The 23,612-nt window shown below is 34.1% G+C and carries 26 protein-coding genes; 19 read left to right on the top strand and 7 right to left on the bottom strand.

From position 1 onward, the window contains the following. Positions 1 to 8: 8 nt before the first annotated feature. Positions 9 to 377, top strand: a complete 369-nt coding sequence (locus OD803_RS07670) for a DUF2752 domain-containing protein (protein ID WP_262733005.1) — start codon at positions 9 to 11, stop codon at positions 375 to 377. Between the two features lie 55 nt (positions 378 to 432). On the opposite strand, the gene OD803_RS07665 is transcribed toward OD803_RS07670, so the two are convergent. Continuing rightward, the gene (locus OD803_RS07665; protein WP_262733004.1) at positions 433 to 882 is read right to left on the bottom strand and encodes a DUF5362 family protein; all 450 of its coding nucleotides are present in this window, start codon (positions 880 to 882) and stop codon (positions 433 to 435) included. A 4-nt stretch (positions 883 to 886) separates the two neighbouring features. Further along, positions 887 to 2,131 carry an ornithine--oxo-acid transaminase gene (gene rocD / locus OD803_RS07660; RefSeq protein ID WP_262733003.1) on the bottom strand — a complete coding sequence of 415 codons (1,245 nt, stop codon included), beginning with the start codon at positions 2,129 to 2,131 and terminating at the stop codon, positions 887 to 889. A 239-nt stretch (positions 2,132 to 2,370) separates the two neighbouring features. Here rocD and rlmD point away from each other — a divergent pair, with 239 nt between their 5' ends. From rlmD to OD803_RS07635, 5 genes are read left to right on the top strand one after another with little or no spacing between them, the layout of a single operon-like run. Continuing rightward, on the top strand, positions 2,371 to 3,822 hold the full coding sequence (rlmD, locus tag OD803_RS07655; protein ID WP_262733002.1) for a 23S rRNA (uracil(1939)-C(5))-methyltransferase RlmD: 1,452 nt from the start codon (positions 2,371 to 2,373) through the stop codon (positions 3,820 to 3,822). 51 nt (positions 3,823 to 3,873) lie between these two features. Beyond that, on the top strand, positions 3,874 to 4,398 hold the full coding sequence (locus OD803_RS07650) for a DUF6452 family protein (protein WP_262733001.1): 525 nt from the start codon (positions 3,874 to 3,876) through the stop codon (positions 4,396 to 4,398). Beyond that, complete coding sequence (locus tag OD803_RS07645; protein ID WP_262733000.1) at positions 4,364 to 5,119, top strand: DUF6048 family protein; 756 nt, start codon at positions 4,364 to 4,366, stop codon at positions 5,117 to 5,119. Before OD803_RS07650 ends, OD803_RS07645 begins: the two co-directional genes overlap by 35 nt. A gap of 37 nt (positions 5,120 to 5,156) precedes the next feature. Beyond that, on the top strand, positions 5,157 to 5,681 hold the full coding sequence (locus tag OD803_RS07640) for a DinB family protein (RefSeq protein ID WP_262732999.1): 525 nt from the start codon (positions 5,157 to 5,159) through the stop codon (positions 5,679 to 5,681). 18 nt (positions 5,682 to 5,699) lie between these two features. Next, positions 5,700 to 6,167 carry a hypothetical protein gene (locus OD803_RS07635; protein WP_129760737.1) on the top strand — a complete coding sequence of 156 codons (468 nt, stop codon included), beginning with the start codon at positions 5,700 to 5,702 and terminating at the stop codon, positions 6,165 to 6,167. Here OD803_RS07635 and OD803_RS07630 read toward each other — a convergent pair. After that, positions 6,164 to 7,321, bottom strand: coding sequence for a THUMP domain-containing class I SAM-dependent RNA methyltransferase (locus OD803_RS07630; protein ID WP_262732998.1), 1,158 nt, complete (start codon positions 7,319 to 7,321; stop codon positions 6,164 to 6,166). The two genes, OD803_RS07635 and OD803_RS07630, sit on opposite strands and share 4 nt — an antisense overlap. Positions 7,322 to 7,421: 100 nt before the next feature. Here OD803_RS07630 and OD803_RS07625 point away from each other — a divergent pair, with 100 nt between their 5' ends. The 3 genes from OD803_RS07625 to OD803_RS07615 are packed head-to-tail and all read left to right on the top strand — an operon-like array spanning position 7,422 to position 8,952. Further along, on the top strand, positions 7,422 to 7,850 hold the full coding sequence (locus tag OD803_RS07625; RefSeq protein WP_262732997.1) for a hypothetical protein: 429 nt from the start codon (positions 7,422 to 7,424) through the stop codon (positions 7,848 to 7,850). Next, positions 7,850 to 8,518 carry a ZIP family metal transporter gene (locus OD803_RS07620; RefSeq protein ID WP_262732996.1) on the top strand — a complete coding sequence of 223 codons (669 nt, stop codon included), beginning with the start codon at positions 7,850 to 7,852 and terminating at the stop codon, positions 8,516 to 8,518. Before OD803_RS07625 ends, OD803_RS07620 begins: the two co-directional genes overlap by 1 nt. Positions 8,519 to 8,523: 5 nt before the next feature. Next, the gene (locus tag OD803_RS07615) at positions 8,524 to 8,952 is read left to right on the top strand and encodes a DUF4268 domain-containing protein (RefSeq protein ID WP_262732995.1); all 429 of its coding nucleotides are present in this window, start codon (positions 8,524 to 8,526) and stop codon (positions 8,950 to 8,952) included. A 1-nt stretch (position 8,953) separates the two neighbouring features. Here the strand turns inward: OD803_RS07615 and OD803_RS07610 are convergent, their stop codons facing one another. From OD803_RS07610 to OD803_RS07600, 3 genes are read right to left on the bottom strand one after another with little or no spacing between them, the layout of a single operon-like run. Beyond that, positions 8,954 to 9,442 carry a GNAT family N-acetyltransferase gene (locus tag OD803_RS07610; protein ID WP_262732994.1) on the bottom strand — a complete coding sequence of 163 codons (489 nt, stop codon included), beginning with the start codon at positions 9,440 to 9,442 and terminating at the stop codon, positions 8,954 to 8,956. A gap of 10 nt (positions 9,443 to 9,452) precedes the next feature. Then, positions 9,453 to 10,082, bottom strand: a complete 630-nt coding sequence (trhA, locus tag OD803_RS07605; RefSeq protein ID WP_129760732.1) for a PAQR family membrane homeostasis protein TrhA — start codon at positions 10,080 to 10,082, stop codon at positions 9,453 to 9,455. Beyond that, positions 10,079 to 10,768 carry a DUF4294 domain-containing protein gene (locus tag OD803_RS07600; protein WP_131507351.1) on the bottom strand — a complete coding sequence of 230 codons (690 nt, stop codon included), beginning with the start codon at positions 10,766 to 10,768 and terminating at the stop codon, positions 10,079 to 10,081. The genes trhA and OD803_RS07600 overlap by 4 nt, the downstream gene beginning before the upstream one ends. A gap of 131 nt (positions 10,769 to 10,899) precedes the next feature. Here OD803_RS07600 and OD803_RS07595 point away from each other — a divergent pair, with 131 nt between their 5' ends. From OD803_RS07595 to OD803_RS07550, 10 genes are all read left to right on the top strand, one after another. Continuing rightward, positions 10,900 to 11,988, top strand: a complete 1,089-nt coding sequence (locus OD803_RS07595) for a M42 family metallopeptidase (RefSeq protein ID WP_262732993.1) — start codon at positions 10,900 to 10,902, stop codon at positions 11,986 to 11,988. Between the two features lie 149 nt (positions 11,989 to 12,137). Continuing rightward, on the top strand, positions 12,138 to 12,695 hold the full coding sequence (locus tag OD803_RS07590) for an NUDIX hydrolase (RefSeq protein WP_262732992.1): 558 nt from the start codon (positions 12,138 to 12,140) through the stop codon (positions 12,693 to 12,695). A gap of 21 nt (positions 12,696 to 12,716) precedes the next feature. Continuing rightward, positions 12,717 to 13,394 (top strand): PrsW family intramembrane metalloprotease, encoded by a 678-nt coding sequence (locus tag OD803_RS07585; protein ID WP_262732991.1) that lies wholly within the window; start codon positions 12,717 to 12,719, stop codon positions 13,392 to 13,394. A 36-nt stretch (positions 13,395 to 13,430) separates the two neighbouring features. Beyond that, complete coding sequence (locus OD803_RS07580; RefSeq protein ID WP_134200062.1) at positions 13,431 to 15,350, top strand: DUF294 nucleotidyltransferase-like domain-containing protein; 1,920 nt, start codon at positions 13,431 to 13,433, stop codon at positions 15,348 to 15,350. Beyond that, entirely contained in the window at positions 15,350 to 16,012 is a 663-nt protein-coding gene (locus OD803_RS07575; RefSeq protein WP_262732990.1) for a 3'-5' exonuclease, read from the top strand. The genes OD803_RS07580 and OD803_RS07575 overlap by 1 nt, the downstream gene beginning before the upstream one ends. Before the next feature lie 76 nt (positions 16,013 to 16,088). Beyond that, the gene (locus OD803_RS07570; protein WP_262732989.1) at positions 16,089 to 16,571 is read left to right on the top strand and encodes an acetyl-CoA carboxylase biotin carboxyl carrier protein subunit; all 483 of its coding nucleotides are present in this window, start codon (positions 16,089 to 16,091) and stop codon (positions 16,569 to 16,571) included. A 121-nt stretch (positions 16,572 to 16,692) separates the two neighbouring features. After that, positions 16,693 to 18,159, top strand: a complete 1,467-nt coding sequence (gene accC / locus OD803_RS07565; RefSeq protein WP_262733011.1) for an acetyl-CoA carboxylase biotin carboxylase subunit — start codon at positions 16,693 to 16,695, stop codon at positions 18,157 to 18,159. 234 nt (positions 18,160 to 18,393) lie between these two features. After that, positions 18,394 to 18,696, top strand: a complete 303-nt coding sequence (locus OD803_RS07560; protein ID WP_262732988.1) for a GIY-YIG nuclease family protein — start codon at positions 18,394 to 18,396, stop codon at positions 18,694 to 18,696. 136 nt (positions 18,697 to 18,832) lie between these two features. After that, on the top strand, positions 18,833 to 20,374 hold the full coding sequence (locus OD803_RS07555) for an acyl-CoA carboxylase subunit beta (RefSeq protein ID WP_262732987.1): 1,542 nt from the start codon (positions 18,833 to 18,835) through the stop codon (positions 20,372 to 20,374). A 42-nt stretch (positions 20,375 to 20,416) separates the two neighbouring features. Continuing rightward, positions 20,417 to 20,977, top strand: coding sequence for a DUF1579 domain-containing protein (locus OD803_RS07550; protein WP_262732986.1), 561 nt, complete (start codon positions 20,417 to 20,419; stop codon positions 20,975 to 20,977). Positions 20,978 to 21,034: 57 nt separating this feature from the next. On the opposite strand, the gene OD803_RS07545 is transcribed toward OD803_RS07550, so the two are convergent. Then, complete coding sequence (locus OD803_RS07545; RefSeq protein WP_262732985.1) at positions 21,035 to 23,593, bottom strand: T9SS type A sorting domain-containing protein; 2,559 nt, start codon at positions 23,591 to 23,593, stop codon at positions 21,035 to 21,037. Positions 23,594 to 23,612: the final 19 nt, after the last annotated feature.

Genomic DNA, 23,612 nt, shown 5'->3' with positions numbered 1-23,612 from the left:
CAAGTATAGTGATAGTATTTTTAGGAATGCTATCACTATATTTTTTTTGGAATCCGTCTAACCATGCCTTTTTTCCTAAATGTCCTTTTTATGCTCTTACTAGCATTTTCTGTCCTGGTTGTGGTAGTCAAAGAGCAATACACAAGTTAATTAATGGTGAAATTATTGAAGGTATAAGACACAATTATCTAATATTTCTTCTATTTATAGTTTTAGGGTATCAGTCTATCTTGTTTTTGCTTAACAAGTTTACCACAACAACCTATAAAAATCTAACTCATAAACCAATTACCACAAAAGTAATTTTAGTAATTGTTATTCTGTTTTGGATACTTAGAAATATTAGTGTTTTTCCGTTTACCGAGTTAGCACCTTAACAAAAAAAAAAGCAACCAAATGGTCGCTTTTTTTCTTATAAATTAATGTCAGTTTTTAAAATAAGGAAGCTCCAACTACTGCTCCTATTAAAATTAAAGTGTATAAAGAAATAACTACAATAGTAAAAATCCCGATAAACTTATAGTGAGATTTTAGGTTTGCAAACGCCTTTTTAAAGTCTTGATTATTGCTTAGTCTTAACGCACTTTTCATGTTTTTAGAAAACCTAAATAAGTATAACACAGGAAACAAATAAACAAGCGCTAAAACAACATATACAAACGCTACACCAACAGCGTATCCTGCTCCATACGCTCCATCAAATCCACTGTTTGCAATGCCTCCTGAAATGGCCATAATCAATGCTCCAATAAGCATAAAACCTATTCCTACAAATCCTAATATTGATAAAATATAAGACCATTTAGATGTTTCTTTTAAATAATCAATAATCTCTTGATTAACATCTAGTTCAAAGCTTTTAAAAGCCGATTGCTGTTCCATAAATTTAGTTTTCAAATTGTTGTAATGTCTTTGTTATAATTGACACACAGTCTAACAGTTGCTCCTTGTTCATTACTAAAGGTGGTGCAAATCTAATAATATTACCATGTGTTGGTTTAGCTAAAAGACCATTATCTCTTAATGCCAAACAAATGTTCCAAGCTGTATCGCTATCTTCATCATCATTTATAACAATAGCATTTAGCAATCCTTTTCCTCTTACTAAATTAACGGTAGAACTTGTTGCAATGTATTTATTCATTTCCTCACGGAATAATTGTCCTAGTGCTTCAGCATTTTCAGCTAGCTGCTCGTCTTTAACCACTTCTAAAGCAGCAATAGCAACAGCAGCAGCAACAGGGTTGCCACCAAAAGTACTTCCGTGGTTTCCTGGTTTAATCACATTCATAATGTTATCGTTTGCTAACACAGCCGAAACAGGATAAGCACCTCCAGATAATGCTTTACCAAGAATTAACACATCTGGTTTTACATTTTCATGGTCTACAGCTAACAACTTTCCTGTTCTAGCAATACCAGTTTGCACTTCGTCTGCAATAAAAAGTACACCATGGGCTTCACATAACGCCTTTGCTTTGGCTAAATACCCATCACTTGGCACATAAACTCCTGCTTCTCCTTGTATTGGCTCAACCATAAAACCTGCTACGTTAGGATTGTTTTTTAAAGCAGTTTCTAAAGCTTCTAGATTATCGTATTCAATTTTTATAAACCCTTTAGTATAAGGTCCAAAGTTTTTACGTGCTACAGGATCGTTACTAAACGAGATAATTGTAGTTGTTCTTCCATGGAAATTGTTTTCGCAAACAATAATTTCAGCATCGTTTTCTGAAATACCTTTTACTTCATAAGCCCATTTTCTACAAAGCTTTAAAGCCGTTTCAACAGCTTCAGCTCCTGTATTCATTGGCAATAATTTATCAAACCCAAACATTTCAGTTGCATACTGTTCATACTTTCCTAGCATGTCGTTATAAAACGCTCTAGAAGTTAAGGTTAAAGTTTTTGCTTGAGATACCATGGCATCTACAATTTTTGGGTGACAATGTCCTTGGTTAACTGCTGAGTAAGCCGATAAAAAATCATAATATTGCTTACCCTCTACATCCCAAACATGGACACCTTCTCCTCTACTCAACACTACAGGTAACGGATGGTAATTGTGTGCACCATACTTGTTTTCTAAATCTATCGCTTGTTGCGATGTTAATTGGTCTAAAACAGCCATTTTAAAAAAATTTTAATTGTGAAAAAATAACCATTCCTGCTCTACCTTTATTCTTTCATAAGCGTTGCGCAACCATTTTTGAAGTTATGGTGACGCTTAGAAAAAGCAGCGTGGGAGAGAAATCATCCCTAGAGGATGTAAATTTAGTAATTTCTGAACGATTTATAAATAATCACTATCAATTTTAAGTGTAGAATTTTATAAAATGCCACTATCTTTGCAATCAAAATTTTAAGCACATGGCAAGACGAGAACGCAATAAGTTTGTAAAACGTGGCGAAACGATAGATATCTTAATAGAAGATTATGCTTTTGGTGGTAAAGGTATAGGACGTATTAGAAATGAACATGGTGAGTTTGTTGTTTTTGTGCCTAATACTTTACCTGGTCAGTTAGTGAAAGCTCAGGTTAAAAAATCGAGTAAAAAATATGCCGAATGTAAGTTGCTTGATGTTTTAAAACCTTCTGAAGATGAAATAGAAACTCCTTATCAAGATATTCCTGGTGCACCTTATATTCAGCTTCCAATAGACAAACAGCATGACTATAAAACGCAAAGTACATTAGAACTTTTTAAGCGTATTGGAAAAGTAAAGGATATAGAAACCAAGTATGATGAGTTTGTAAGTTCACCTAATACATTTCATTATCGTAATAAAATGGAATATGGCTTTTCAGCTATTGGTTATAATCGTGAAGCTAAAACTGATGTAGACGAGTTTACACTTGGGTTTAAACGTCGTGGTCTTTGGTGGTGTGGTGATAACTTAAATAGCGATTCTGGTTTATTCGATGCGCAGTTAGAAAACCACCTTAAAGACATTAGAGCGTATTGCGAAAATACAGGATTAGCACCATGGCATGCTCCTAAAAAAGAAGGGTTTTTCCGTTTTTTCGTGGTAAGAAAATCCTATAAAACCAATAAGCTGCTATTCAATTTAGTGACTACTTCTTATGATTTAGACCAATTTGATTTAGATGCATTTGCTAATTATTTAGTAGAATTGTTTGGAGATAGAGTTGCTGGTTTATTACATACCATTAATGACGAAATTGGAGATAGAACCATTGCTACCACTGGAAGCATACGCTTAGTTTATGGTGAAGATAAAATAGTTGAAGAACTACTAGGTCTTAATTTTGAAATTAGCATGAAAAGCTTCTTTCAAACCAACCCAAAATGTGCTGAAAAACTATACTCTAAAGTAGTTGATTATGCTTTAGAAAATAAAGACGCTATAGACAATACCGTTGTTTTAGATTTATTTTGTGGTACGGGAACCATAGGACAAATAGTTGCTAGCAAATCCAACAATGCTAAAATTGTTGGTGTAGATATTGTAGCTTCAGCCATTGCAGATGCTAAAGAAAATGCAAAACGAAACAACATTAAAGGCTTAGAATTTTATGCTGCTGATGTTGGTAAATTCTTAACCGAGCATCCTGAGTTTAAAAACAAAATAAGAACCATTATCTTAGATCCTGCTAGAGCTGGTATTGCGCCAAAAACTTTAAATAAAATAATAAACCTAGGCGCAGAACGTTTGGTTTATGTATCTTGCAATCCAGCCACACAAGCTAGAGATACTGAGCAATTAATGCAGTCAGGATATGAAATAAAAAAGCTTAGTCTTGTGGATCAATTTCCACATACAGCACATATTGAGACTGTGGTTTTATTTGAAAAGTAAGCTATTACAAAAAATCTTGTGTAGACTATCACTGAAAAAAGAAAAATTATAATGATAAAAAAAATTAGCGTCTTAGTCTTTTTAATTGCTGTCCTATTTTTAGGCTGCGAAAGAGATGACATTTGTGCTGAAGCAACAGCAACTACGCCACATTTAATCATACGTTTTTATGACGTTAATAATCCTGAAGAAACAAAATCTGTAAGGCGTTTGTCTGTAAAAGGTCAAGGTGTAGATGAAGAAATTGTCACTAACACCAATACTGATTCTATCTTGCTTCCATTAAGGTTTCAAAACGAAGGTGAGACCATTTCAACTTTCTTTGAATTAAAAAAAGACACCGACTATGACACTAATGGTAACGATAGTAACGCTTCAAATACTGATGTTATTGAAGTAAGCTACACACCAGAATTTATATACGTATCAAGAGCTTGTGGTTATAAAAGTATATTTGCAGGTACTGAAATTGACGTCATTGAAGCCGATGACGATGACGTATGGATTATAAACGCACTAACCGTAAACACTACAATTGAAGATGAAAAAGCAGCACACATCAATATCTATCATTAGTCTGGTATTTTTGATGTTATGCTCCATAACATCATTTTCGCAAAATACAAGTGAACAAGAAGACAGCAAAACATCTAATGACACTCTTGTTTTTAAACAAAAATATGGATTGAGACTAGGTATAGACCTTAGCAAACCTGTGCGTTCCTTTTTAGATGACGATTATACTGGGTTTGAAATAAATGCCGATTACAGACTTACCAAAAGACTTTATCTAGCAGGAGAGCTTGGTACTGAAGAAAACAACTTAGTTACAGATTACCTCGATGTCACTTCAAAAGGAAGTTACTTTAAAGCTGGAGTTGATTACAACATGTACCTAAACTGGTTAGACATGGAAAACATGATATATGGCGGACTTAGAGCTGGAGTAAGCACCTTTAGTCAAACATTAAACAATTACACCATTTACAACCCTGACCAATACTGGAATGAGCCTTTTTCTCCTTCAGATACTAAAGAGTTTGATGGTTTGTCAGCTATTTGGGCCGAACTTATAATTGGTATTAAAGCCGAAACTTTAAACAATTTATATGTTGGATTAAACCTTCAATTAAAAGGTTTAGTAAGCGAAAATGCACCTAGCGATTTTGAAAATCTTTACATTCCTGGATTTAACCGAACCTATGACAGCGGACGTTTTGGAATAGGATTTGGATACAATATATCTTACCTAATACCTATCTACAAAAAAGATAAGAAAGTCGCTAAAGAAGACTAAAAATTGTGTATCTTTTCAATGAAAATGATCACAATTTATGGACAAGGAAAGCATTGCTGAACTTTTAGAATCAAAGCATCAGATTTTAATTGATGTGTTAAGTTCTCAAGATGATGAAAAATGGCAGCAAGGTCCTGAAGGAAAATGGACTTCTGGCCAGCAAGCATTGCATTTACTTCAAAGCATAAAACCACTTAACGATGCGTTAAGTCTTCCTAAGTTTATTATAAAATATCGGTTTGGAACAGCTAATAGAGCTGTGAGAGATTACGCAATTGTTGTAAATAGATACCAAGAGCGATTACAAGAGTCTAAAGGTATCGTTTATGGTCCATCAAAAAACATGAAAGTTCCTTTGCTAAAAGACAAAAACTACATTTTAAACCGCTTACAGGTTGAAAACAAAAAACTACAATACAAGACTCGAAAGTTATCTGACAAACATTTAGACACACTTATATTGCCTCATCCTTTAATGGGAAAAATGCCTTTACGAGAAATAATAATGTGGACTGCTTATCACGTAGAGCACCACACTAAACAGTTACAAGAAAACTATTAATCAATTAACTATATACTTATGAAAAAAACACTTCTATTTATCGCATTTTTAACACTTTCACTTAATGCCAATGCACAATACGTTAACGTTTGGAAAGATGGTAAACTCACCTTTGAAACAAAACAAAAAATTGATACTGAAGGAGATGAAGATGAAACCGATTATGATGGAGAAAATGATGTTTTAGGCATAAATATGCAAATTGTTACTATTAACCAAAACGTTGATAAAAATTCAAACACTCTTAAACTTGTGAGCAGAGAAGGTTGTAAAAATATGTATATGGATATTATTGAAGATGGTCGTCCTTTTTTACCTAACTATATGAGCCACTACACAGTTTGTCGTGATGGTGAAGATTATGTTTTAAATGCTGTAATTTATAGAGAGGACAATAAAAAAGCATATGATATAAACCTATATTGCTATGATATTAGTGTAAAACAAGGTGTTAAAATTCTGGAGTCCTTCAAGTTTTTAGACTAGTCCATATATTTAGCTTTCTTACTGCCTTCATACATTTCGTATTTTACTAAACGAGATTCTAATTTAGCATTAAACAGTTTTATTTTTCGTGAAGGTCGTAAGCCTACAAACTTTAGCGCATCTAAGTTAGAGGTAATAAACCAAGCGTGAGTTCCTGGGTAACCTTGTTTTAGGGTATCACCAATATTGGTATAAAATTTCTCCATGTCAATATCTAAACGTTCTCCATAAGGCGGATTAAAAACCATGTGCAGCTTTTTATCTCCTGCTTTTTGGGTCTTAAAAAAGTCTTCATGCTGAATGCTTATAAACTCGTCTAAGTGCGCGTTTTTTATATTGTCTTTAGCTTTTTTAACAGCACTTGGTGACTTGTCGTAACCTATAATTTTATGATGAAAATCTCTGGTCTTTTTCAATAAAGACTCTTCAATGGTTTCAAATAAATCCACATCCCAATCCTGCCATCTTTCAAAAGCAAATTCTTTTCGCATTAAATTAGGCGGAATATTACAAGCTATCATTGCTGCTTCGGCTAAAATGGTTCCACTACCACACATTGGGTCCATAAAATCACTCTGTCCATCCCAACCTGATAGCATAATCAATCCTGCAGCTAGCACTTCGTTTATTGGTGCAATGTTGGTAGCTGTTTTATAGCCTCTTCTGTGTAACGATTCTCCTGATGTATCTAACGAAATGGTACATTGTTGCCTATCGATATGGACATTTATTTTTAAATCAGGAAAACGTAAATCTACATTAGGTCGCTCTTGAGTAGTATCTCTAAATTTATCTACAATAGCATCTTTTGTTTTTAATGCAATGTATTTTGAATGTGTAAACACATTAGAATGTACTGTAGCATCAATTGCCAAAGAACCTGTAGGTTTCATATAGTTTTCCCAAGGCATTTTGTACACCTTATCATATAAATCTTGTTCAGTTATAACTCTAAACGTTTTTATGGGTTTAAGAATTTTTATGGCTGTTCTTAATCCTAAATTGGCTTTATACATAAATCCTTTATCACCAACAAAGCTTACATTTCGCACTCCTTTTTTAATGTCTTGTGCTCCTAATTGCAATAGCTCCTTTTCTAGTAAATCCTCAAAGCCAAATAAGGTTTTGGCAACCATTTTAAAATTATTCTCCATACATAAATGCCTTATAGTACTTTCAAAATTCAAAAATACTTTATTTTTGCCAATGCACTAAAAATCTCATTTATATTTAGCAGTAATTAATTAGAAATAGATGTTGGAAATTTTACAAAATATATCGCTAACCATAATTGGTATAATTATAGGTTTTGCCGGAAATTATTATCTAGCCATTTTTAATGCTCGCAATGAACTCAAAAAAGAGATCGCCATGAAAAGAGCAACGTATTACATTGAATTATGGAAACTTTGTGAATATAACTTAACAACTAAGGATGCTCAAATTGAGAAGTTGAATAATATGAAACAATGGTATGATGATGGTGGCGGATTGCTATTACCTTTTAAAGCCACTAATAGACTATTAGGAGCTATTAAAATTTTAAAAAAGAAAGAGGAATTAAATGATGTTGACATTTCTAATTTAAAAGAAAACCTAACTTGGTTAAGAACTGAAATGAAATACGAAGTAGGATCTTATTCTAGAAAAGAAGCAAAAACAAAACTACCAAGCACTAAATAATGAACAAATATTTATTTCCTGTATATGCAGTAATTTTGGGTGTTTTAATCGTATTGATTTACAAAAAGAAGAACCTACACTCTAAATTACTACTATCCTTTAGTGGTGCGTTTTTATTAGCTTTAACGCTTTTTGAATTACTCCCAGAAGTTTATCATCACTTAGAAGCCAAAAAAACAGGCTTACTTATAATGACAGGTATTCTTATACAGATTATTTTGGAGTTTTTCTCAAAAGGTGCTGAACATGGTCACGTACATCATGAGGACACCAAGGAATTTCCATGGTTACTTTTTATAAGTTTATGCATTCATAGCTTTTTAGAAGGGTTCCCAATACATCAACATAACGATATTGTTTATGGTGTATTAGTACACAAAATACCAATAGCTATAGTAATTACAGGGTTTTTACTAGAATCAAGATGTAATAAATTACAAGTAGTTCTGTTTTTAATTTTGTTTACTGCAATGACGCCTTTAGGAACATTTATTTCTAATCATACAAGTATGCCTGCCAATTATGTAAATGCAATTAACGCTATTGTAATTGGTATATTTTTTCATATTTCTACAGTTATTCTTTTTGAAAGTGATGAAGGACATAAATTTAGCTTAACCAAACTAGTTGCCATATTACTAGGTATTGGAATGGCTTATGTAATTTAAAAGGTATGTTTAGTAAAGAAGAATCAAGACGACTGCGTCAAGACTTTTGGATAAGCTTTGGAAAATCATTTCCAAGGAAATGGACGCTATACGATACCAAAATAAAAGGCTTTAGCTTTAAATTTCATTTTGACACCAAAAAAGCACTTATAGCGCTAGACATTGAAGACGATTTAGAAAACCGTATCACCTACTGGGAAAAACTAGTATCACTTAAATCTATTTTAACCCAAGATTACTTACCTGACGTTATTTTTGAAGAAGAATACTTTCTAGAAAACGGTAAAGAAATATCAAGAATTTATCTTCCATTAGAACAAAAAGTGTCTATCCACAATAAAAACACATGGCAAGATGTAATGGTGTTTTTCAATGAAAATATGAGCAAGTTTGAAGATTTCTTTGAAGACTACAAAGAGGTAATCAAGGATTAATTTATAGGTTTTTAACCATTCGGTAATCGTCCATCACAAAACCATTTCCTATATCCATTACCAGTGCTTCAACAGTTTTAAACCCTAATTTTTCATAGGCTTTAATAGAATTGACATTATATTTATTCACTGTCAACTCAATGTTCTTGCAATGTAATGTATTGGCTCTACGTTCAACAAACTGCATTGCTGTTTTTCCTATTTTTTTTCCTCTGTAATCAGAAAGCACATAAATCTTGCTTAAAAACAAAGCGTCTCGCTTTTTCTTAACGCAAATATATCCTACAGGCACAGTTTCAAAAGTGATTAAATAATACTCAAAACCTTCTTTTACTTGCTGATGTATAGCTTTTTCTGATTGAAACTTATCTAGCATATAAGCTACTTGTTCCGCTCCAATAATAGGTGTATAATGTTCGTTCCAGATGATAAAACCTAAATCGGCTATCTGTTTGTAATCGTTGGGTGTTGCAAGTGTAATTTCTGTCATCTATTAAAAACTAAAGCACGTAAAAATAAATCATAAAAAAATGACAAATGGCGCCTCCAAGAACAAAAAGATGCCAAATCACATGGTTATAAGGAATACGCTCAATAGCATAAAACACAATACCTATGGTGTAAAACAATCCGCCAGCAAATAATAATAACACTCCATTGCTTCCTAAAGCGGTTGAAACATTAGAAAAATCGAACACAATTAACCAACCCATAACCAAATACAGTAAGGTTGAAAACACTTCAAACTTTCCTGTAAAGAATAGTTTTAGCACAACGCCAAAAGCAGCAATTCCCCAAACAACCCAAAACAAAAGCCAACCAAGACTATCTGGTAATGCAATGAGCAATACAGGAGTATAAGTTCCTGCAATGAGCATGTAAATACTAATGTGATCTACTATCCTGAAATAATGCTTTCGCTTTTCTCCTTTTACAGCATGATAAAAAGCGGATGCACTAAACAAAACAATTATTGAAATACCATAAACTATTACGCTAAATAAACTCCAAGGCAACTTCACTTGTAAGGCTGAGAGAATAAGTAAAACCAATCCTGCAATTCCCAACAAAGCACCAAGTGCATGACTCCATGTGTTTAGACGTTCTTCAAAAGGTGTTTGTATTCTCATTCTTTATCAACAGTAGGTTTTGGGTTTAACCATTTATCGGTAAGATCATAAAAATCAATATCAACAGCAGGTTTTTGACGTACTAATAATCCATTTTGAAACGCACGTTCTAAAATATCTTCAATAAGATAATCCTCTTTCACATTCAAAGGGTCAAACTCTTTTTTAAGCGAAATATCAAACAGTTTTGCAGTGTTTTGAAACCAGAAAGCTCGCCAACCACTTCTAAGGTCTTTAATAAGCTCAAAAGTCGTTTTACCAGTTTGCCTATGAATTAGTTTTATTAGTATTTGCCCTTCGGTTCGAGTGAGTTTTTTTAATTCTGCTGAAAACTCTTCTTCAATATATCGCTGAATTATCTTTGCATACTGCCTACGTTCTCGTTTAGAATCTAGAGTTGCTAAACGTTCATTTAAAGTTTCTAATCGTTCAGCAGCTAGTTTTGCATAAGGATATACTTTTATAGTTTTTCGTTTTAAAATAAGATAGCGCTTTCGGTCTTCACTACTATCAAACTTTAATTTATTGAGCAGAATAACTTCATCTAAATCAATTGTTGTTCTTGGAACCGAATCACCTTCAATTATAATCCATTCAACCTCTGTTGTATCTTTCTCCACAACAGGTCGCAATTGGGCAAATGCCAAAAACGGAAACAATATAAAGATGTAGGTTATTTTATGCATACACAAGATATAAGCTAAAAGTATTCCAAACTTTTACGTACTTAAAACGTACTGACCAAAATTAATAATTTACAACCTCTAAAACCTTAAAATCGTATTAATATTATTATTTTAGTCCAAAATAATTGAATATGGCAAAAAAGAGTATACTGAATAAAAAGTCAATGGACTTTTTAGAAAAATATTTAAACAATGCGTCTCCAACTGGTTATGAATGGGATGGACAAAAACTATGGATGGAGTACTTAAAACCGTATGTTGATGAGTTTATTACTGACACCTACGGAACTGCTGTTGGTGTTATAAACCCTGAAGCAGAATACAAAGTAGTTATTGAAGGTCATGCTGATGAAATTTCGTGGTATGTAAACTATATTACTGACAACGGATTAATCCATGTAATTAGAAATGGTGGTAGCGATCACCAAATAGCACCAAGTAAAATTGTAAACATCCATACCAAAAAAGGGATTGTAAAAGGTGTATTTGGTTGGCCTGCAATTCATACCAGAAACAAAGCAAAAGAGCAAGCTCCTACTTTAGAAAACATCACTATAGATGTTGGTGCAAAAGACAAAGAAGAAGTTGAAAAAATGGGTGTTCATGTAGGTTGCGTCATAACTTATCCTGATGAGTTTCATATATTAAACAAAGACAAGTTTGTATGTCGTGCATTAGATAACAGAATGGGAGGTTTTATGATTGCTGAAGTTGCGCGTTTGCTTCACGAAAACAAAAAGAAATTGCCTTTTGGACTTTACATAACAAACTCAGTACAAGAAGAAATAGGACTTCGTGGTGCTGAAATGATTACACAAACTATAAAGCCTAATGTAGCTATAGTTACCGACGTAACTCATGACACTACTACTCCAATGATTGACAAGAAAAAAGAAGGTCATCTAGAACTTGGTTTAGGTCCTGTTGTGGCTTACGCGCCTGCAGTACAGCAAAAATTACGTGACTTAATTACTGAAACAGCCGAAGAAAAAAATATCCCGTTTCAGCGTTCAGCATTATCAAGAGCTACAGGAACTGACACAGATGCTTTTGCTTATAGCAATGGTGGTGTTGCCTCTGCATTAATTTCATTACCATTACGCTACATGCATACTACAGTAGAAATGGTACATCGTGAAGATGTAGAGAATGTTATCAAGTTAATTTATGAGTCTTTATTAAAGATTAAAAACGGAGAAACATTTAGCTACTTTAAATAAGATAGCAAATGTCATTGTGAGACCTTTAGGTCGTGGCAATCTTGCAATTGAATAAAACAAACTATGTCTGTTCGAGCGCAGTCGAGAACTTGAAAAAAGGTATCTCAAAAAACATCTCGACTGCGCTCGATGGGACAACTCTTATTTAAATGGATGAATTAATCGACATTGTTGATGCTTCTGGTAACCCAACAGGAGAAACTGCTTTAAAATCTGTAATACATACCAAAGGGTTTTATCATAATACAGCGCATGTTTGGTTTTACACTAAAAATGGAGACATTCTACTAGCGCAACGAGCAGCTTCAAAAACCATTTGTCCGTTACTATGGGATGTTTCAGTTGCTGGTCATATCGATGCAGGAGAAAGCATTACACAGGCAGCAGTTAGAGAAACAAAAGAAGAAATAGGTTTAGCTATTTTAGAACAAGACCTTAATAAGATTGGTGTGTTTGAATGTTTTCAAAGTTATGATAATGGCATTATTGATAACGAGTTTCATCATACTTTTATAACTAAACTTGAAGTTCCTATAGAAGAGTTAAAGCCTCAACTAAATGAGGTTGAAGCCTTAAAACTTGTTAGCTTTTCTACATTTCAGTCCTTATTGAATAACAGTGAAACCAACAACCATTTTGTAGCTAGCAATAGAGCCTACTACACTACTATTTTTAATGCTATCCAAAAAAACTGTAGCAGGTTTTAATATTTTACTTAATTTTCAACTATGAATCTACTCCTCCTTGCGATAGCTCCTGTTATAATGATTATCCTTTATATTTATTTTAAAGATAAATATGAAAAAGAGCCCAAACGGTTAATCTTATATTGCTTTTTGTTTGGTGGTATTGGAAGTATAACGATTACAACTTTTCTTTACCTTGTTACAGATAGTGTTATTCCAATACCTTTTAACACAAGTGTTTTTGACCAATTCATCAAAGCTTTTTTTATTGTTGGATTAGTTGAAGAGTTTAGCAAATATGTCATCGTACGCTATTTTGCTCAGCCTAAAAAAGACTTTAATGAGCCTTTTGATGGCATTGTATATGCTGTGGTAGTTTCAATGGGTTTTGCAGCTACCGAAAACATTATGTATGTGTTTGAAGGTGGTTATAAAATTGCATTTTTAAGAGCCTTTACTGCAGTTCCTGCACATGCTACCTTTGGTGTACTAATGGGCTATTTTATGGGTAAAGCAAAGTTTTCTAATAACAGAATAAAACTAAATCTTATAGGTCTTGCATTGGCAACCCTATTCCATGGTGCTTACGATTTCTTTTTGTTTATCGACTTTATTCCTGGTATTTGGGTTGGTGCTTTTGTCTCGCTAGCTGTTGGATTATTCCTAGCTAGAAAAGCCATAAAACGCCATCAAAACGATTCGCATTTTAAACTAGATTAATTATGCAAATACAGGTTTGGTGCTTAACTTAGCAGTATGAAGAACACTATAGCCGAACGTATTGCCGATTTCCTTAAACGCTTCCCTCCTTTTGATTTGCTTAAAAAAAATCAGTTGTTGGAGATTGCTGTTCAGGTTACTATTAAGTATCTCGACAAAGGACAGATAATCTACAACCAAAACGACACATTACACCAGCATTTTTATATTATTCACAAAGGTGCTGTGTCACTAAAAAAGACTATTAACAACACATCTGAAGTGATTGATAAGTTTGACGAAGGCGATGTGTTTGGACTTCGTCCGCTTTTCGCACAAGAAAACTATGCCATTACCTCCATAACCGAAGAGGAATGTATATTATACAGCATTCCTATTGAGGTCTTTAAACCTATGGCCGAAAAAAACAAAGAGGTAGGTAAATACCTTTTGGAGAGTTTTGCTTCCAATACCGAAAACCCTTTTTCTAAAGAGCATCAACTGCGCTTTTTTTCGGATACCGAAATTGTCTTAAACCCAACCGATAACTTATTTGAGCTACAACCAGTAAGCTACATTAAAAAAATTGTTACTGCTAAGCCTACTTCAAAAATTAAAACCATTGCAAAACTAATGAGCTCCAAAAACATTGGCTCAATAATTATTGAAGACAATGGTTTGCCCTTGGGTATTGTTACCGATAAAGACCTTAGAAATAAAGTTGCTACTGGCTTACATACCATTAAAGAGCCTGTTAAAAATGTAATGAGTGCTCCTGTGCTTTGTTATCCTAAAAACTTAACCATTGCTCAAGCACAAATTACCATGATGAAACATAAAATTGGGCATTTGTGTATTACCGAAGATGGCACACCAAACTCTAAACTCATTGGTTTAGTCTCTGAGCATGATATGACGCTTATGAAGGGAAATAACCCTTCTGTGTTAATGAAAGCGATTAAACGTACTAACAGCACCAAAGACCTTAAACGTGTACGAGAAAAAATAGCCATTTTACTAAAAGGCTATATCCTACAAAATATTCCATTGACACATACAAGCAAGATTATTTTTGAATTAAATGATGCCACAATAAAGCGAATTATTGAACGATGCCTTGAGAAAATGAAAGAAGAGCCTCCTGTTAAGTTTGCGTGGATGTCTCTTGGCAGTCAAGGACGTAAGGAACAGCTTTTACAAACCGATCAGGACAATGCTATTGTGTTTGAAAATGTCCCAAAAGAAGAACTTGAAACCGTTAGAGACTATTTTTTAAAACTGGCAAAAAAGGTCAACAAGCGTTTAAACACTATAGGTTTTGAGTTTTGTAATGCAGATATGATGGCTAAAAACCCTAAGTGGTGTTTAAGTCTTGATGAATGGAAAGCACAATTCAGTAACTGGACCTCCAATACAGGAAATGATGAAATCCTACTCTCTTCTATTTTCTTTGACTTTGATATTAGTTATGGCGAAGCATCACTCACCAATGCCTTGTCAGACCATGTATTAAGTATAACCAAAACCAATTCGGTGTTTTTAAGCAAATTGGGTGTAAATGCTTTAAGAAGTGCGTCACCACTTGGTTTCTTTAGACAGTTTCTTGTTGAAAGTGATGGTAAGCATAAAGACTTTTTCGATTTAAAAAAACGTGCACTTATGCCTTTAATTGATGCTGGTCGTTTGCTAACACTAACGTATCAAATCAAAAACATCAACAATACTGCTGAGCGATTTGAAAAACTTGCTGAACTGTTTCCTGAAAACAAGGAACTTTACTTATCGTCTTCTTATGCGTTTAAGGCTATCCTTAAGTTTAGAACCAAACACGGACTTCTAAATAACGACAATGGAAGATTTATAGCTCTTGAAGTCTTAACCAAAGAAGAAAAGATGAAACTAAAGCGTTGTTTTAAAACCATAGCAACACTGCAAGAGTTTATTAAAATAAGGTTTAACCTAAGTACTCTAGTATAATGTTATCTTTTTTTAATAAAAAACCAACACCTGAATATCCAAAGTATTGGTTAGACTATGAGGCTTTGTTTGCTACCACTAAACGCAGTGAATTGCACAATACACGCTTTGTTGTTCTTGATACTGAAACTACGGGTTTTGATTATGAAAAAGACCGTGTACTATGCATTGGTGCTGTTGATGTTTTTAATAATGAAATCAATGTTGCCAACGCCTTTGAAGTATATATTAAACAAGAACATTTTAATGAAAACACCGTAGAGATTCACGGAATCATAAAAAATGAACGTATAGAAACCACAACCGAAGAAGATGCCTTAAAGCTGTTCTTAAGTTATATTGGCAACAGTATTTTAGTGGCACATCATGCTCGGTTTGACATCACTATGATTAATAAAATGCTTCTGCGTCATAACTTACCCAAACTTAAAAACAGCGTTTTAGATACCGTAAATTTATATCGCGCGACACGCATTAAATCTAACCTTATTAAACAAGATAAATACACCCTTGACGAAATTGCAGAAAACTATGTACTTGATGTCTCTGATAGACATACAGCTGCTGGTGACGCATTACTTACAGCAATTATTTTTTTAAAAACCACTACACTCCTAAAAACCAACAAAGGCTTAACCTTAAAAAAACTCTTCAAGTTATAAGAAGTAGTCTTAACGCTTCAAAGGTTTCGAAAACGTTTTAGTTTATGTACCTTTACAGCTCTAAAATTATAATTTCATGACGAACTTTAAAACATCTGTTAATAACACAGATCATTTTGAAATTTCAAACGAAAACATCCAAAACCTTGATGTCGTTCCTACAAAAGCAAATACATTTCACATTCTAAAAAACAATCAATCTTTTAATGCTGAAATCATAGAAAAAGATTTCAATAACAAAACCTATGCTGTGAAAGTAAACAACACAGTATATAATGTTGCAATTGCTGATTATTTAGACCAACTTATTAAAGACATGGGATTTGAAGTAGGTGCTTCTAAACATGTAAACGATATAAAAGCCCCAATGCCAGGGCTTATCCTAGATATTAGCGTATCACAAGGTCAAGAAGTTATAGAAAATGACACATTGCTTATCCTTGAAGCTATGAAGATGGAAAACGTATTAACATCTCCACGTGATGGTGTTATAAAAACCATTTCTGTAGCAAAAGGCGATGCTGTTGACAAAAACCAACTATTAATAGAATTTGAGTAGAACTCAAGAGATGAGAAAAGAGATAAAAGAAATGATAAAATAGAGATCAAATATATACGTCTCTATTCTCTGCTCTCTATTCTATTTTCTATTATCTAAAAAGAACATCTAAAACATGAATATTAAAAAAATATTAGTAGCAAACCGAGGCGAAATTGCCATTCGTGTGATGCGAACTGCAAAAAAAATGGGTATAAAAACGGTTGCCGTTTATTCCACTATAGATAGACATGCGCCACATGTAAAATATGCTGATGAAGCTGTTTTAATTGGTGAAGCACCTTCTAATCAATCGTACTTATTAGGTGATAAAATTATACAAGTCGCTAAAGACCTTAACGTAGATGCCATTCATCCTGGTTATGGATTCCTTTCTGAAAATGCTGACTTTGCCGAATTATGCGAAGCCAACAACATTATCTTTATTGGGCCAAAAAGTAAAGCCATAAAAATTATGGGAAGCAAGCTAGCAGCCAAAGACGCTGTTAAAGCTTATGATATTCCTATGGTTCCAGGAACCGACGAAGCTATTACAGATATTGCTGAAGCCAAAAACATAGCCACAGGCATTGGGTTTCCTATCTTAATAAAAGCCTCTGCTGGTGGTGGTGGAAAAGGGATGCGTATTGTTGAAAAAGAAGCCGATTTTGAATCGCAAATGGATCGTGCTATTAGTGAAGCCGTTAACGCCTTTGGTGATGGTTCGGTGTTTATTGAGAAGTATGTAGCATCGCCGCGTCATATTGAAATTCAGGTGATGGCAGATACACATGGTAACGTCATTCATTTATTTGAGCGCGAATGTAGTATTCAACGTCGTCATCAAAAAGTGGTTGAAGAAGCGCCATCATCTGTACTAACTCCAGAGTTACGTGCTAAAATGGGTGAAGCTGCTGTAAAAGTGGCAAAAGCCTGCGATTATATTGGTGCTGGAACAGTTGAGTTTTTATTGGATGAAAACCATAACTTCTACTTTCTGGAAATGAATACGCGTTTGCAAGTAGAACATCCTGTTACCGAATTAATCACAAAAACCGATTTGGTTGAACAACAAATTCGTGTGGCTCGTGGTGAAGTTTTAGCCATAAAACAAGCCGATTTAAGTATTCATGGTCATGCTTTGGAGCTGCGTGTTTATGCTGAAGATCCGCTAAATGATTTCTTACCAAGTGTTGGTCATTTAGATGTGTATCAATTGCCAGTTGGTGAAAACATTCGTGTAGATAACGGTTTTGAGCAAGGTATGGATATTCCTATTTATTATGATCCTATGCTTTCCAAATTAATCACTTACGGAACGACGCGTGACGAGGCTATTCAACTTATGATAAAAGCGATAGAAAACTATCAAATTGAAGGTATTCAAACCACTCTTCCATTTGGAACGTTTGTTTGTGAACATGATGCTTTCCGTTCAGGTGATTTTGACACTCATTTTGTTAAAAAACATTACTCACCAGAAGCCATTAAAGCCAAACAAGAAACTGAAGCAAACATTGCTGCGCTTATTGCTGTAAAACAGTATCTGGAAGACCAAAACGTATTACGAACTTGTCATTCCGCACTTGATGCGGAATCCATAAAATAAACGCAGTGGATCCTGCGTCGGAGCGCAGGATGACAAAGAAAATGATACAAGTACAACGAGATAAAATTAGAACAATTGCTTGTCATTCCGCACAGAGCCTGTACTAAACTTGATTTGATAATGCGGAATATATATAAAATAATTAATAGTGAAACATTTTTAAAAACACATCAACTTTTGTCATTCCGTGCTACGACACGGAATCCATAAAAAATCATTTAAATGTTTTAAAAAATGAAAGGAAATTATTACCAATTTTATGTTTACATATTAACAAATAAAAAGAACGGAACACTTTACATTGGTATGACAAATGATTTAGAACGAAGAGTATTTGAGCACAAAGCAAAACTTATAGAAGGTTTTACTAAAAATTATGGATTAGACAAATTAGTGTACTTTGAACAATTTCAATATGTAAATGATGCAATAAAAAGAGAAAAGCAATTAAAAAATTGGAATAGACAATGGAAAATTAACCTAATTGAAGCTGAAAATAAAAACTGGAATGATTTAGCAGAAGATTGGATATATTAAGTGGATCCTGCGTCATAGCGCAGGATGACAAAGAACAACAATACTGTCATTCCACACTTGATGCGGAATCCAAGAAAAATTGACAAAGTGGATCCTGCGTCGTAGCGCAGGATGACAAAACAAAAACATACATGCTATGCAAGACAAAATAAAAGACTTAAACGAAAAATTAGCCCAAGCCTATTTAGGTGGTGGCGAAAAACGTATAGAAAAACAACATGCCAACAAGAAACTAACGGCTCGCGAACGCGTGCAATATGTATTAGATGAAGGCTCGTTTGAAGAAATTGGTGCTTTAGTGACGCATCGTACCAAAGACTTTGGTATGGACAAACAACAGTTTTATGGCGATGGCGTTGTAACAGGTTATGGTACTATTGATGGTCGCTTGGTGTACATCTTTGCACAAGACTTCACCGTATTTGGTGGTTCGCTTTCTGAAACTCACGCAGAAAAGATTTGTAAAATTATGGACCTTGCTGTAAAAGTTGGTGCGCCATTAATTGGATTGAATGATTCTGGTGGTGCACGTATTCAAGAAGGTGTGCGCTCGCTTGGTGGTTACGCTGATATTTTTTACAGAAATGTACAAGCATCAGGTGTTATTCCGCAGTTATCTGCCATTATGGGACCTTGTGCTGGTGGTGCTGTATATTCTCCTGCCATGACCGATTTTACCCTTATGGTTGAAAACACCAGTTATATGTTTGTAACTGGACCAAATGTGGTTAAAACTGTGACGAATGAAACTGTAACTTCTGAAGAGCTTGGTGGTGCATCTACACACGCATCAAAATCTGGTGTGGCGCATAAAACGTCAACAAATGATGTGGAATGTTTAGAAGACGTCAAAAAACTATTGAGTTACTTACCTCAAAACAACCAAGAAAAGCCAAAAGATTTACCGTTTGAATTAGGTGATGAATTGAGAGAACAATTATCTGACATTGTTCCTGATAATGCCAACAAGCCTTATGATATGCACGAGGTTATTTCTGGTATTATTGACGAAGATTCATTTTACGAGATTCATAAAGACCATGCCGAAAACATTATTGTTGGTTTTGCGAGATTAGGTGGAAAATCTATTGGTATTGTTGCTAATCAACCTATGTTTTTAGCAGGTGTATTAGATGTAAACAGCTCTAAAAAAGCAGCACGATTTGTACGTTTTTGTGACGCATTCAATATTCCATTGTTAACGCTAGAAGATGTTCCTGGATTCTTACCTGGAACTGACCAAGAATGGAATGGTATTATTGTTCATGGTGCTAAATTATTGTATGCTTTTAGCGAAGCCACTGTACCAAGAATAACGGTTATCACTCGAAAAGCTTATGGTGGTGCTTATGACGTGATGAACTCTAAACACATTGGTTCTGATATGAACTTTGCATGGCCTAGTGCTGAAATTGCCGTAATGGGTGCCAAAGGTGCTGCCGAAATTATCTTTAGAAAAGAGATAAAAGACGCTGATGACCCTGAAGCAAAATGGAAAGAAAAAGAAGCTGAATATGCTGAAAAATTTGCTAATCCTTACAGTGCTACCGAACGCGGTTTTATTGATGAAGTGATTTTACCAAAAGATACACGACGTAAATTGATAAAAGCCTTTGCGATGCTTGAGGACAAACATGTAGACACGCCAAAACGTAAACATGGTAATATTCCGTTGTAATTTTTAGTATCTTTATGATAATCAACTTTTAATCATACTATTATGAAAAAATTACTGATATCACTAACACTATTGATGTTTTGTGCAACAGGGTTTGCGCAAACTCCAGAAGAAATGAAAGCATGGCAAGACAACATGACTCCTGGCAAATACCATAAATGGTTAGCTGCTATGAATGGTGAATGGAACGCTACTGTAAAAATGTGGATGGATCCTTCGCAACCACCTTCAGAGTCTAAAGCAACTACCACTAACGAAATGATCATGAATGGACTGTACCAACGTTCATCGCATAATGGTGAAATGATGGGAATGCCTTTTATGGGAGAAAGCATTACAGGCTATGATAATGCTAAAAAAGAATTTATTGCCACTTGGATTGATAATTTTGGAAGCAGTATCATGCTCATGAAAGGACAGTTGGATGAAAAAACCAACACCTTAACCCTTGAAGGCAGTATGCTAGATCCTGCAAGCGGACAAGATATGCAAGTCAAAGAAGTGTTTACCGTATTATCTGAAACCTCTCATAAATTTGAAATGTTTATCGTTATGGGAGACCAAGAAATGAAAAGTATGGAAATAGTTTACACAAAAAAGTAACAATAAAAAAGGAGTCTTCATAAGACTCCTTTTTCTTCCCTCATAACTAATTGTTACTTACTTAATAACAACTTTTTGTGTTGACACATAATTGCCACTAGTCATTCTTACTACATAAATTCCTGATGCAATATCATTTACTTTAATTAGGTTATCTCCAGAACTTAGTTTTCCTTTTTTCACTAAGCCTCCTACTACGTTATAAATAACATAATCATAATCAAACTCAGTTGGTATATTAATATATAGCAACCCATCTGTTACAGGATTAGGATATAACTTTGGAGCATTATCATCTGTTGGTGATGTTTCATCAATACCTAATGTATTATTATTTATACTTATCTCCCAAAGCCCTCTTCCATACGTTCCTGCAATTAATTTATCAACTGTATAGTTTATTTCAATATCGTTTATGATAACATTTGGCAAACCTTGACCTAATGGTTGCCAATCATTGGCTCCTGTTTTGTAATAAACACCTAACTCTGTACCTAAAAACAAAATTTCTTCACTTTGATTTTGCTTCAAAACAACTTGCTTTACTAAAATATTAGGTAAACCAGAAGATATGTTTGACCAAGTCAATCCTCCATCTGTTGATTTGAAAACCTTAGAACCATCTACATACCCTTTAATTGTAGCATAAACAATATTTGGGTTTGATTGATTAAAAGTTACTGAATTCATATCAGCAGATACAGATGGTTCTACTATAGCTGACCAAGACACTCCATCATTTAATGATTTTCTTCCTCCATTCTCACCAATAACAAATAAGCTATTACCAAAGGTTTCAATAAACTCTATTTGTCCAGCTCCAGAGTTTAGGTTAGTCCATGTATCTCCTTTGTTTGTAGATTTATATATTTCACCAAAACCACCATATAAAGTTGTGGATACTGTTGAATTCATTTTCATTGTCCACACAAATGGCGCTCCAGAAGGTGTTGTAATATCAACATCACCTGCATAATTATTGGCAAAACCGGAATCTGTCCTAATGAGAGAGCCATTTTGTCCACCTAAATATCTAATAGAAGGGTTAGTAAAGTCAATAGCAGTACAAGTTCCGTCACCTGCTAAGGCAGACACCCACTTTAAAGTACCATCTTTCATCTCCAAACTATAACCGTCATTATCTTGGTTTCCTATTATTTTATGATCTTCACTTTGAGGAGAAATAGCTACCGAATATAATTGTGTAATTAATACACCATCTGACATGTACTCAACACCTGGTTTTTCTTCCGAAACTGTTGGATAATTAAAGTAAATTAATCCTCCATCATTACATGCCCAAAATGAATACCCATTGTCTAAATACCCCATTTCATGTATATCTGCATGTCCATAAGATCCTGCCGAACTATTGTCTTCCCATGCATTATTAAGAGTAGTATACCACACGCCTCCATTATTATCAGAGTTTATAGCATCTACGCCTCCACTAATTATTAGACCATCTTTTACAACCAAAGCTTGATTGTATGTTCCTTGTGGGTTATAATTTGTTGTTGGATTTCCTAAATCGGTTAAAGCAGGAACTGATGCTGCAGGATTGTAAGTTGATATTTGTCCTGCTTTGTTTTGAACATAAAATATACCTGTAGCTAAATCTGATGTCACAGCATGTCTTTCATAGTTTATACCTACAGGTTTTATTATTGACCATGTGTTACCATAGTTAGATGAAAACAGTAATCCTCCCCAACTATCAGCACACATTATATTTGCTCCATTTCTGTGAAACTTTCCTATTTGGGCATCATTATAAACATGCGTATAAACGTTGGTCCATGTTGCACCTCCATCTGTTGTTTTCTTTATATATTGATTAGTTCCTACGATTACAGTGTTATCATTTATTACTATTAAATTAGACGTTGTCTCTTGTTGAGACAAACTAAATGTTAATCCTGTTGATTGAAATGTTTCTCCAAAATCAGTAGATTTTAATACTCCTATGGATTTTATATGGTCAGCATCATAATCGCCTGTAGACACATATATAGTTCCTGGTGCATTAGCATCAGTAGAACTACTTTTAATATCAGTCACTCCAATTCCTGCTATAAAATCTAACTTAGGTTCCCAAGTGATACCGTTATCTATAGATTTCCAAACTCCTCCATTAGGCGCACTTACAAAGAGTACATTTTCGGTTTCAGGTACTTTTTGAAATCTTAAAAAATTAGTGAGCCTACCCATTTGTGGATAATTAGAGTAACCATTAGCATCTGGCACTACTTGAGGACCAACATTAACCCACGATTGAGAACTTTGAGCACTTCTAGACATTTGTCCTACAGAAGGTTGTATTACTCCATTTCTATCAATAATACCTGCATTGTAATATCCCAAAAGTTCATTTGGAAAATTACCGTTTGCATCTACTCTATCTTTCCAGTAATATGCCCAACGTTCAAATTGTTTAATTTTTTTAATATCGGTTTTTGAAGTACTGTTCTTTAGTGGTTCTAATTCTTGTCTTACAGTATTGACAATTTCAAAGTAATTACTCCCTTTTTTATTGGGAGCATTTTTGTAATTTGTAGTTTGCGAAAATACTACTGTAGTAAAAAAACACAGTAGAAAAAAGTAGCTTTTTTTCATTTTTGATATTGTTTGATTA

Origin of the sequence: Gaetbulibacter sp. NE (assembly GCF_025548475.1) — a bacterium.
Lineage (GTDB): Bacteria > Bacteroidota > Bacteroidia > Flavobacteriales > Flavobacteriaceae > Gaetbulibacter_B > Gaetbulibacter_B jejuensis.
This window is presented reverse-complemented; position numbering and strand designations above follow the sequence as displayed.

Bases quoted from the DNA above. Each gene is read 5' to 3' on its own strand.
- OD803_RS07665 (WP_262733004.1), bottom strand. From the start codon at position 882: ATGGAACAGCAATCGGCTTTTAAAAGCTTTGAACTAGATGTTAATCAA.
- rocD (WP_262733003.1), bottom strand. From the start codon at position 2,131: ATGGCTGTTTTAGACCAATTAACATCGCAACAAGCGATAGATTTAGAA.
- rlmD (WP_262733002.1), top strand. From the start codon at position 2,371: ATGGCAAGACGAGAACGCAATAAGTTTGTAAAACGTGGCGAAACGATA.
- OD803_RS07650 (WP_262733001.1), top strand. From the start codon at position 3,874: ATGATAAAAAAAATTAGCGTCTTAGTCTTTTTAATTGCTGTCCTATTT.
- OD803_RS07645 (WP_262733000.1), top strand. From the start codon at position 4,364: ATGAAAAAGCAGCACACATCAATATCTATCATTAGTCTGGTATTTTTG.
- OD803_RS07640 (WP_262732999.1), top strand. From the start codon at position 5,157: ATGGACAAGGAAAGCATTGCTGAACTTTTAGAATCAAAGCATCAGATT.
- OD803_RS07635 (WP_129760737.1), top strand. From the start codon at position 5,700: ATGAAAAAAACACTTCTATTTATCGCATTTTTAACACTTTCACTTAAT.
- OD803_RS07630 (WP_262732998.1), bottom strand. From the start codon at position 7,321: ATGGAGAATAATTTTAAAATGGTTGCCAAAACCTTATTTGGCTTTGAG.
- OD803_RS07625 (WP_262732997.1), top strand. From the start codon at position 7,422: ATGTTGGAAATTTTACAAAATATATCGCTAACCATAATTGGTATAATT.
- OD803_RS07620 (WP_262732996.1), top strand. From the start codon at position 7,850: ATGAACAAATATTTATTTCCTGTATATGCAGTAATTTTGGGTGTTTTA.
- OD803_RS07615 (WP_262732995.1), top strand. From the start codon at position 8,524: ATGTTTAGTAAAGAAGAATCAAGACGACTGCGTCAAGACTTTTGGATA.
- OD803_RS07610 (WP_262732994.1), bottom strand. From the start codon at position 9,442: ATGACAGAAATTACACTTGCAACACCCAACGATTACAAACAGATAGCC.
- trhA (WP_129760732.1), bottom strand. From the start codon at position 10,082: ATGAGAATACAAACACCTTTTGAAGAACGTCTAAACACATGGAGTCAT.
- OD803_RS07600 (WP_131507351.1), bottom strand. From the start codon at position 10,768: ATGCATAAAATAACCTACATCTTTATATTGTTTCCGTTTTTGGCATTT.
- OD803_RS07595 (WP_262732993.1), top strand. From the start codon at position 10,900: ATGGCAAAAAAGAGTATACTGAATAAAAAGTCAATGGACTTTTTAGAA.
- OD803_RS07590 (WP_262732992.1), top strand. From the start codon at position 12,138: ATGGATGAATTAATCGACATTGTTGATGCTTCTGGTAACCCAACAGGA.
- OD803_RS07585 (WP_262732991.1), top strand. From the start codon at position 12,717: ATGAATCTACTCCTCCTTGCGATAGCTCCTGTTATAATGATTATCCTT.
- OD803_RS07580 (WP_134200062.1), top strand. From the start codon at position 13,431: ATGAAGAACACTATAGCCGAACGTATTGCCGATTTCCTTAAACGCTTC.
- OD803_RS07575 (WP_262732990.1), top strand. From the start codon at position 15,350: ATGTTATCTTTTTTTAATAAAAAACCAACACCTGAATATCCAAAGTAT.
- OD803_RS07570 (WP_262732989.1), top strand. From the start codon at position 16,089: ATGACGAACTTTAAAACATCTGTTAATAACACAGATCATTTTGAAATT.
- OD803_RS07560 (WP_262732988.1), top strand. From the start codon at position 18,394: ATGAAAGGAAATTATTACCAATTTTATGTTTACATATTAACAAATAAA.
- OD803_RS07555 (WP_262732987.1), top strand. From the start codon at position 18,833: ATGCAAGACAAAATAAAAGACTTAAACGAAAAATTAGCCCAAGCCTAT.
- OD803_RS07550 (WP_262732986.1), top strand. From the start codon at position 20,417: ATGAAAAAATTACTGATATCACTAACACTATTGATGTTTTGTGCAACA.
- OD803_RS07545 (WP_262732985.1), bottom strand. From the start codon at position 23,593: ATGAAAAAAAGCTACTTTTTTCTACTGTGTTTTTTTACTACAGTAGTA.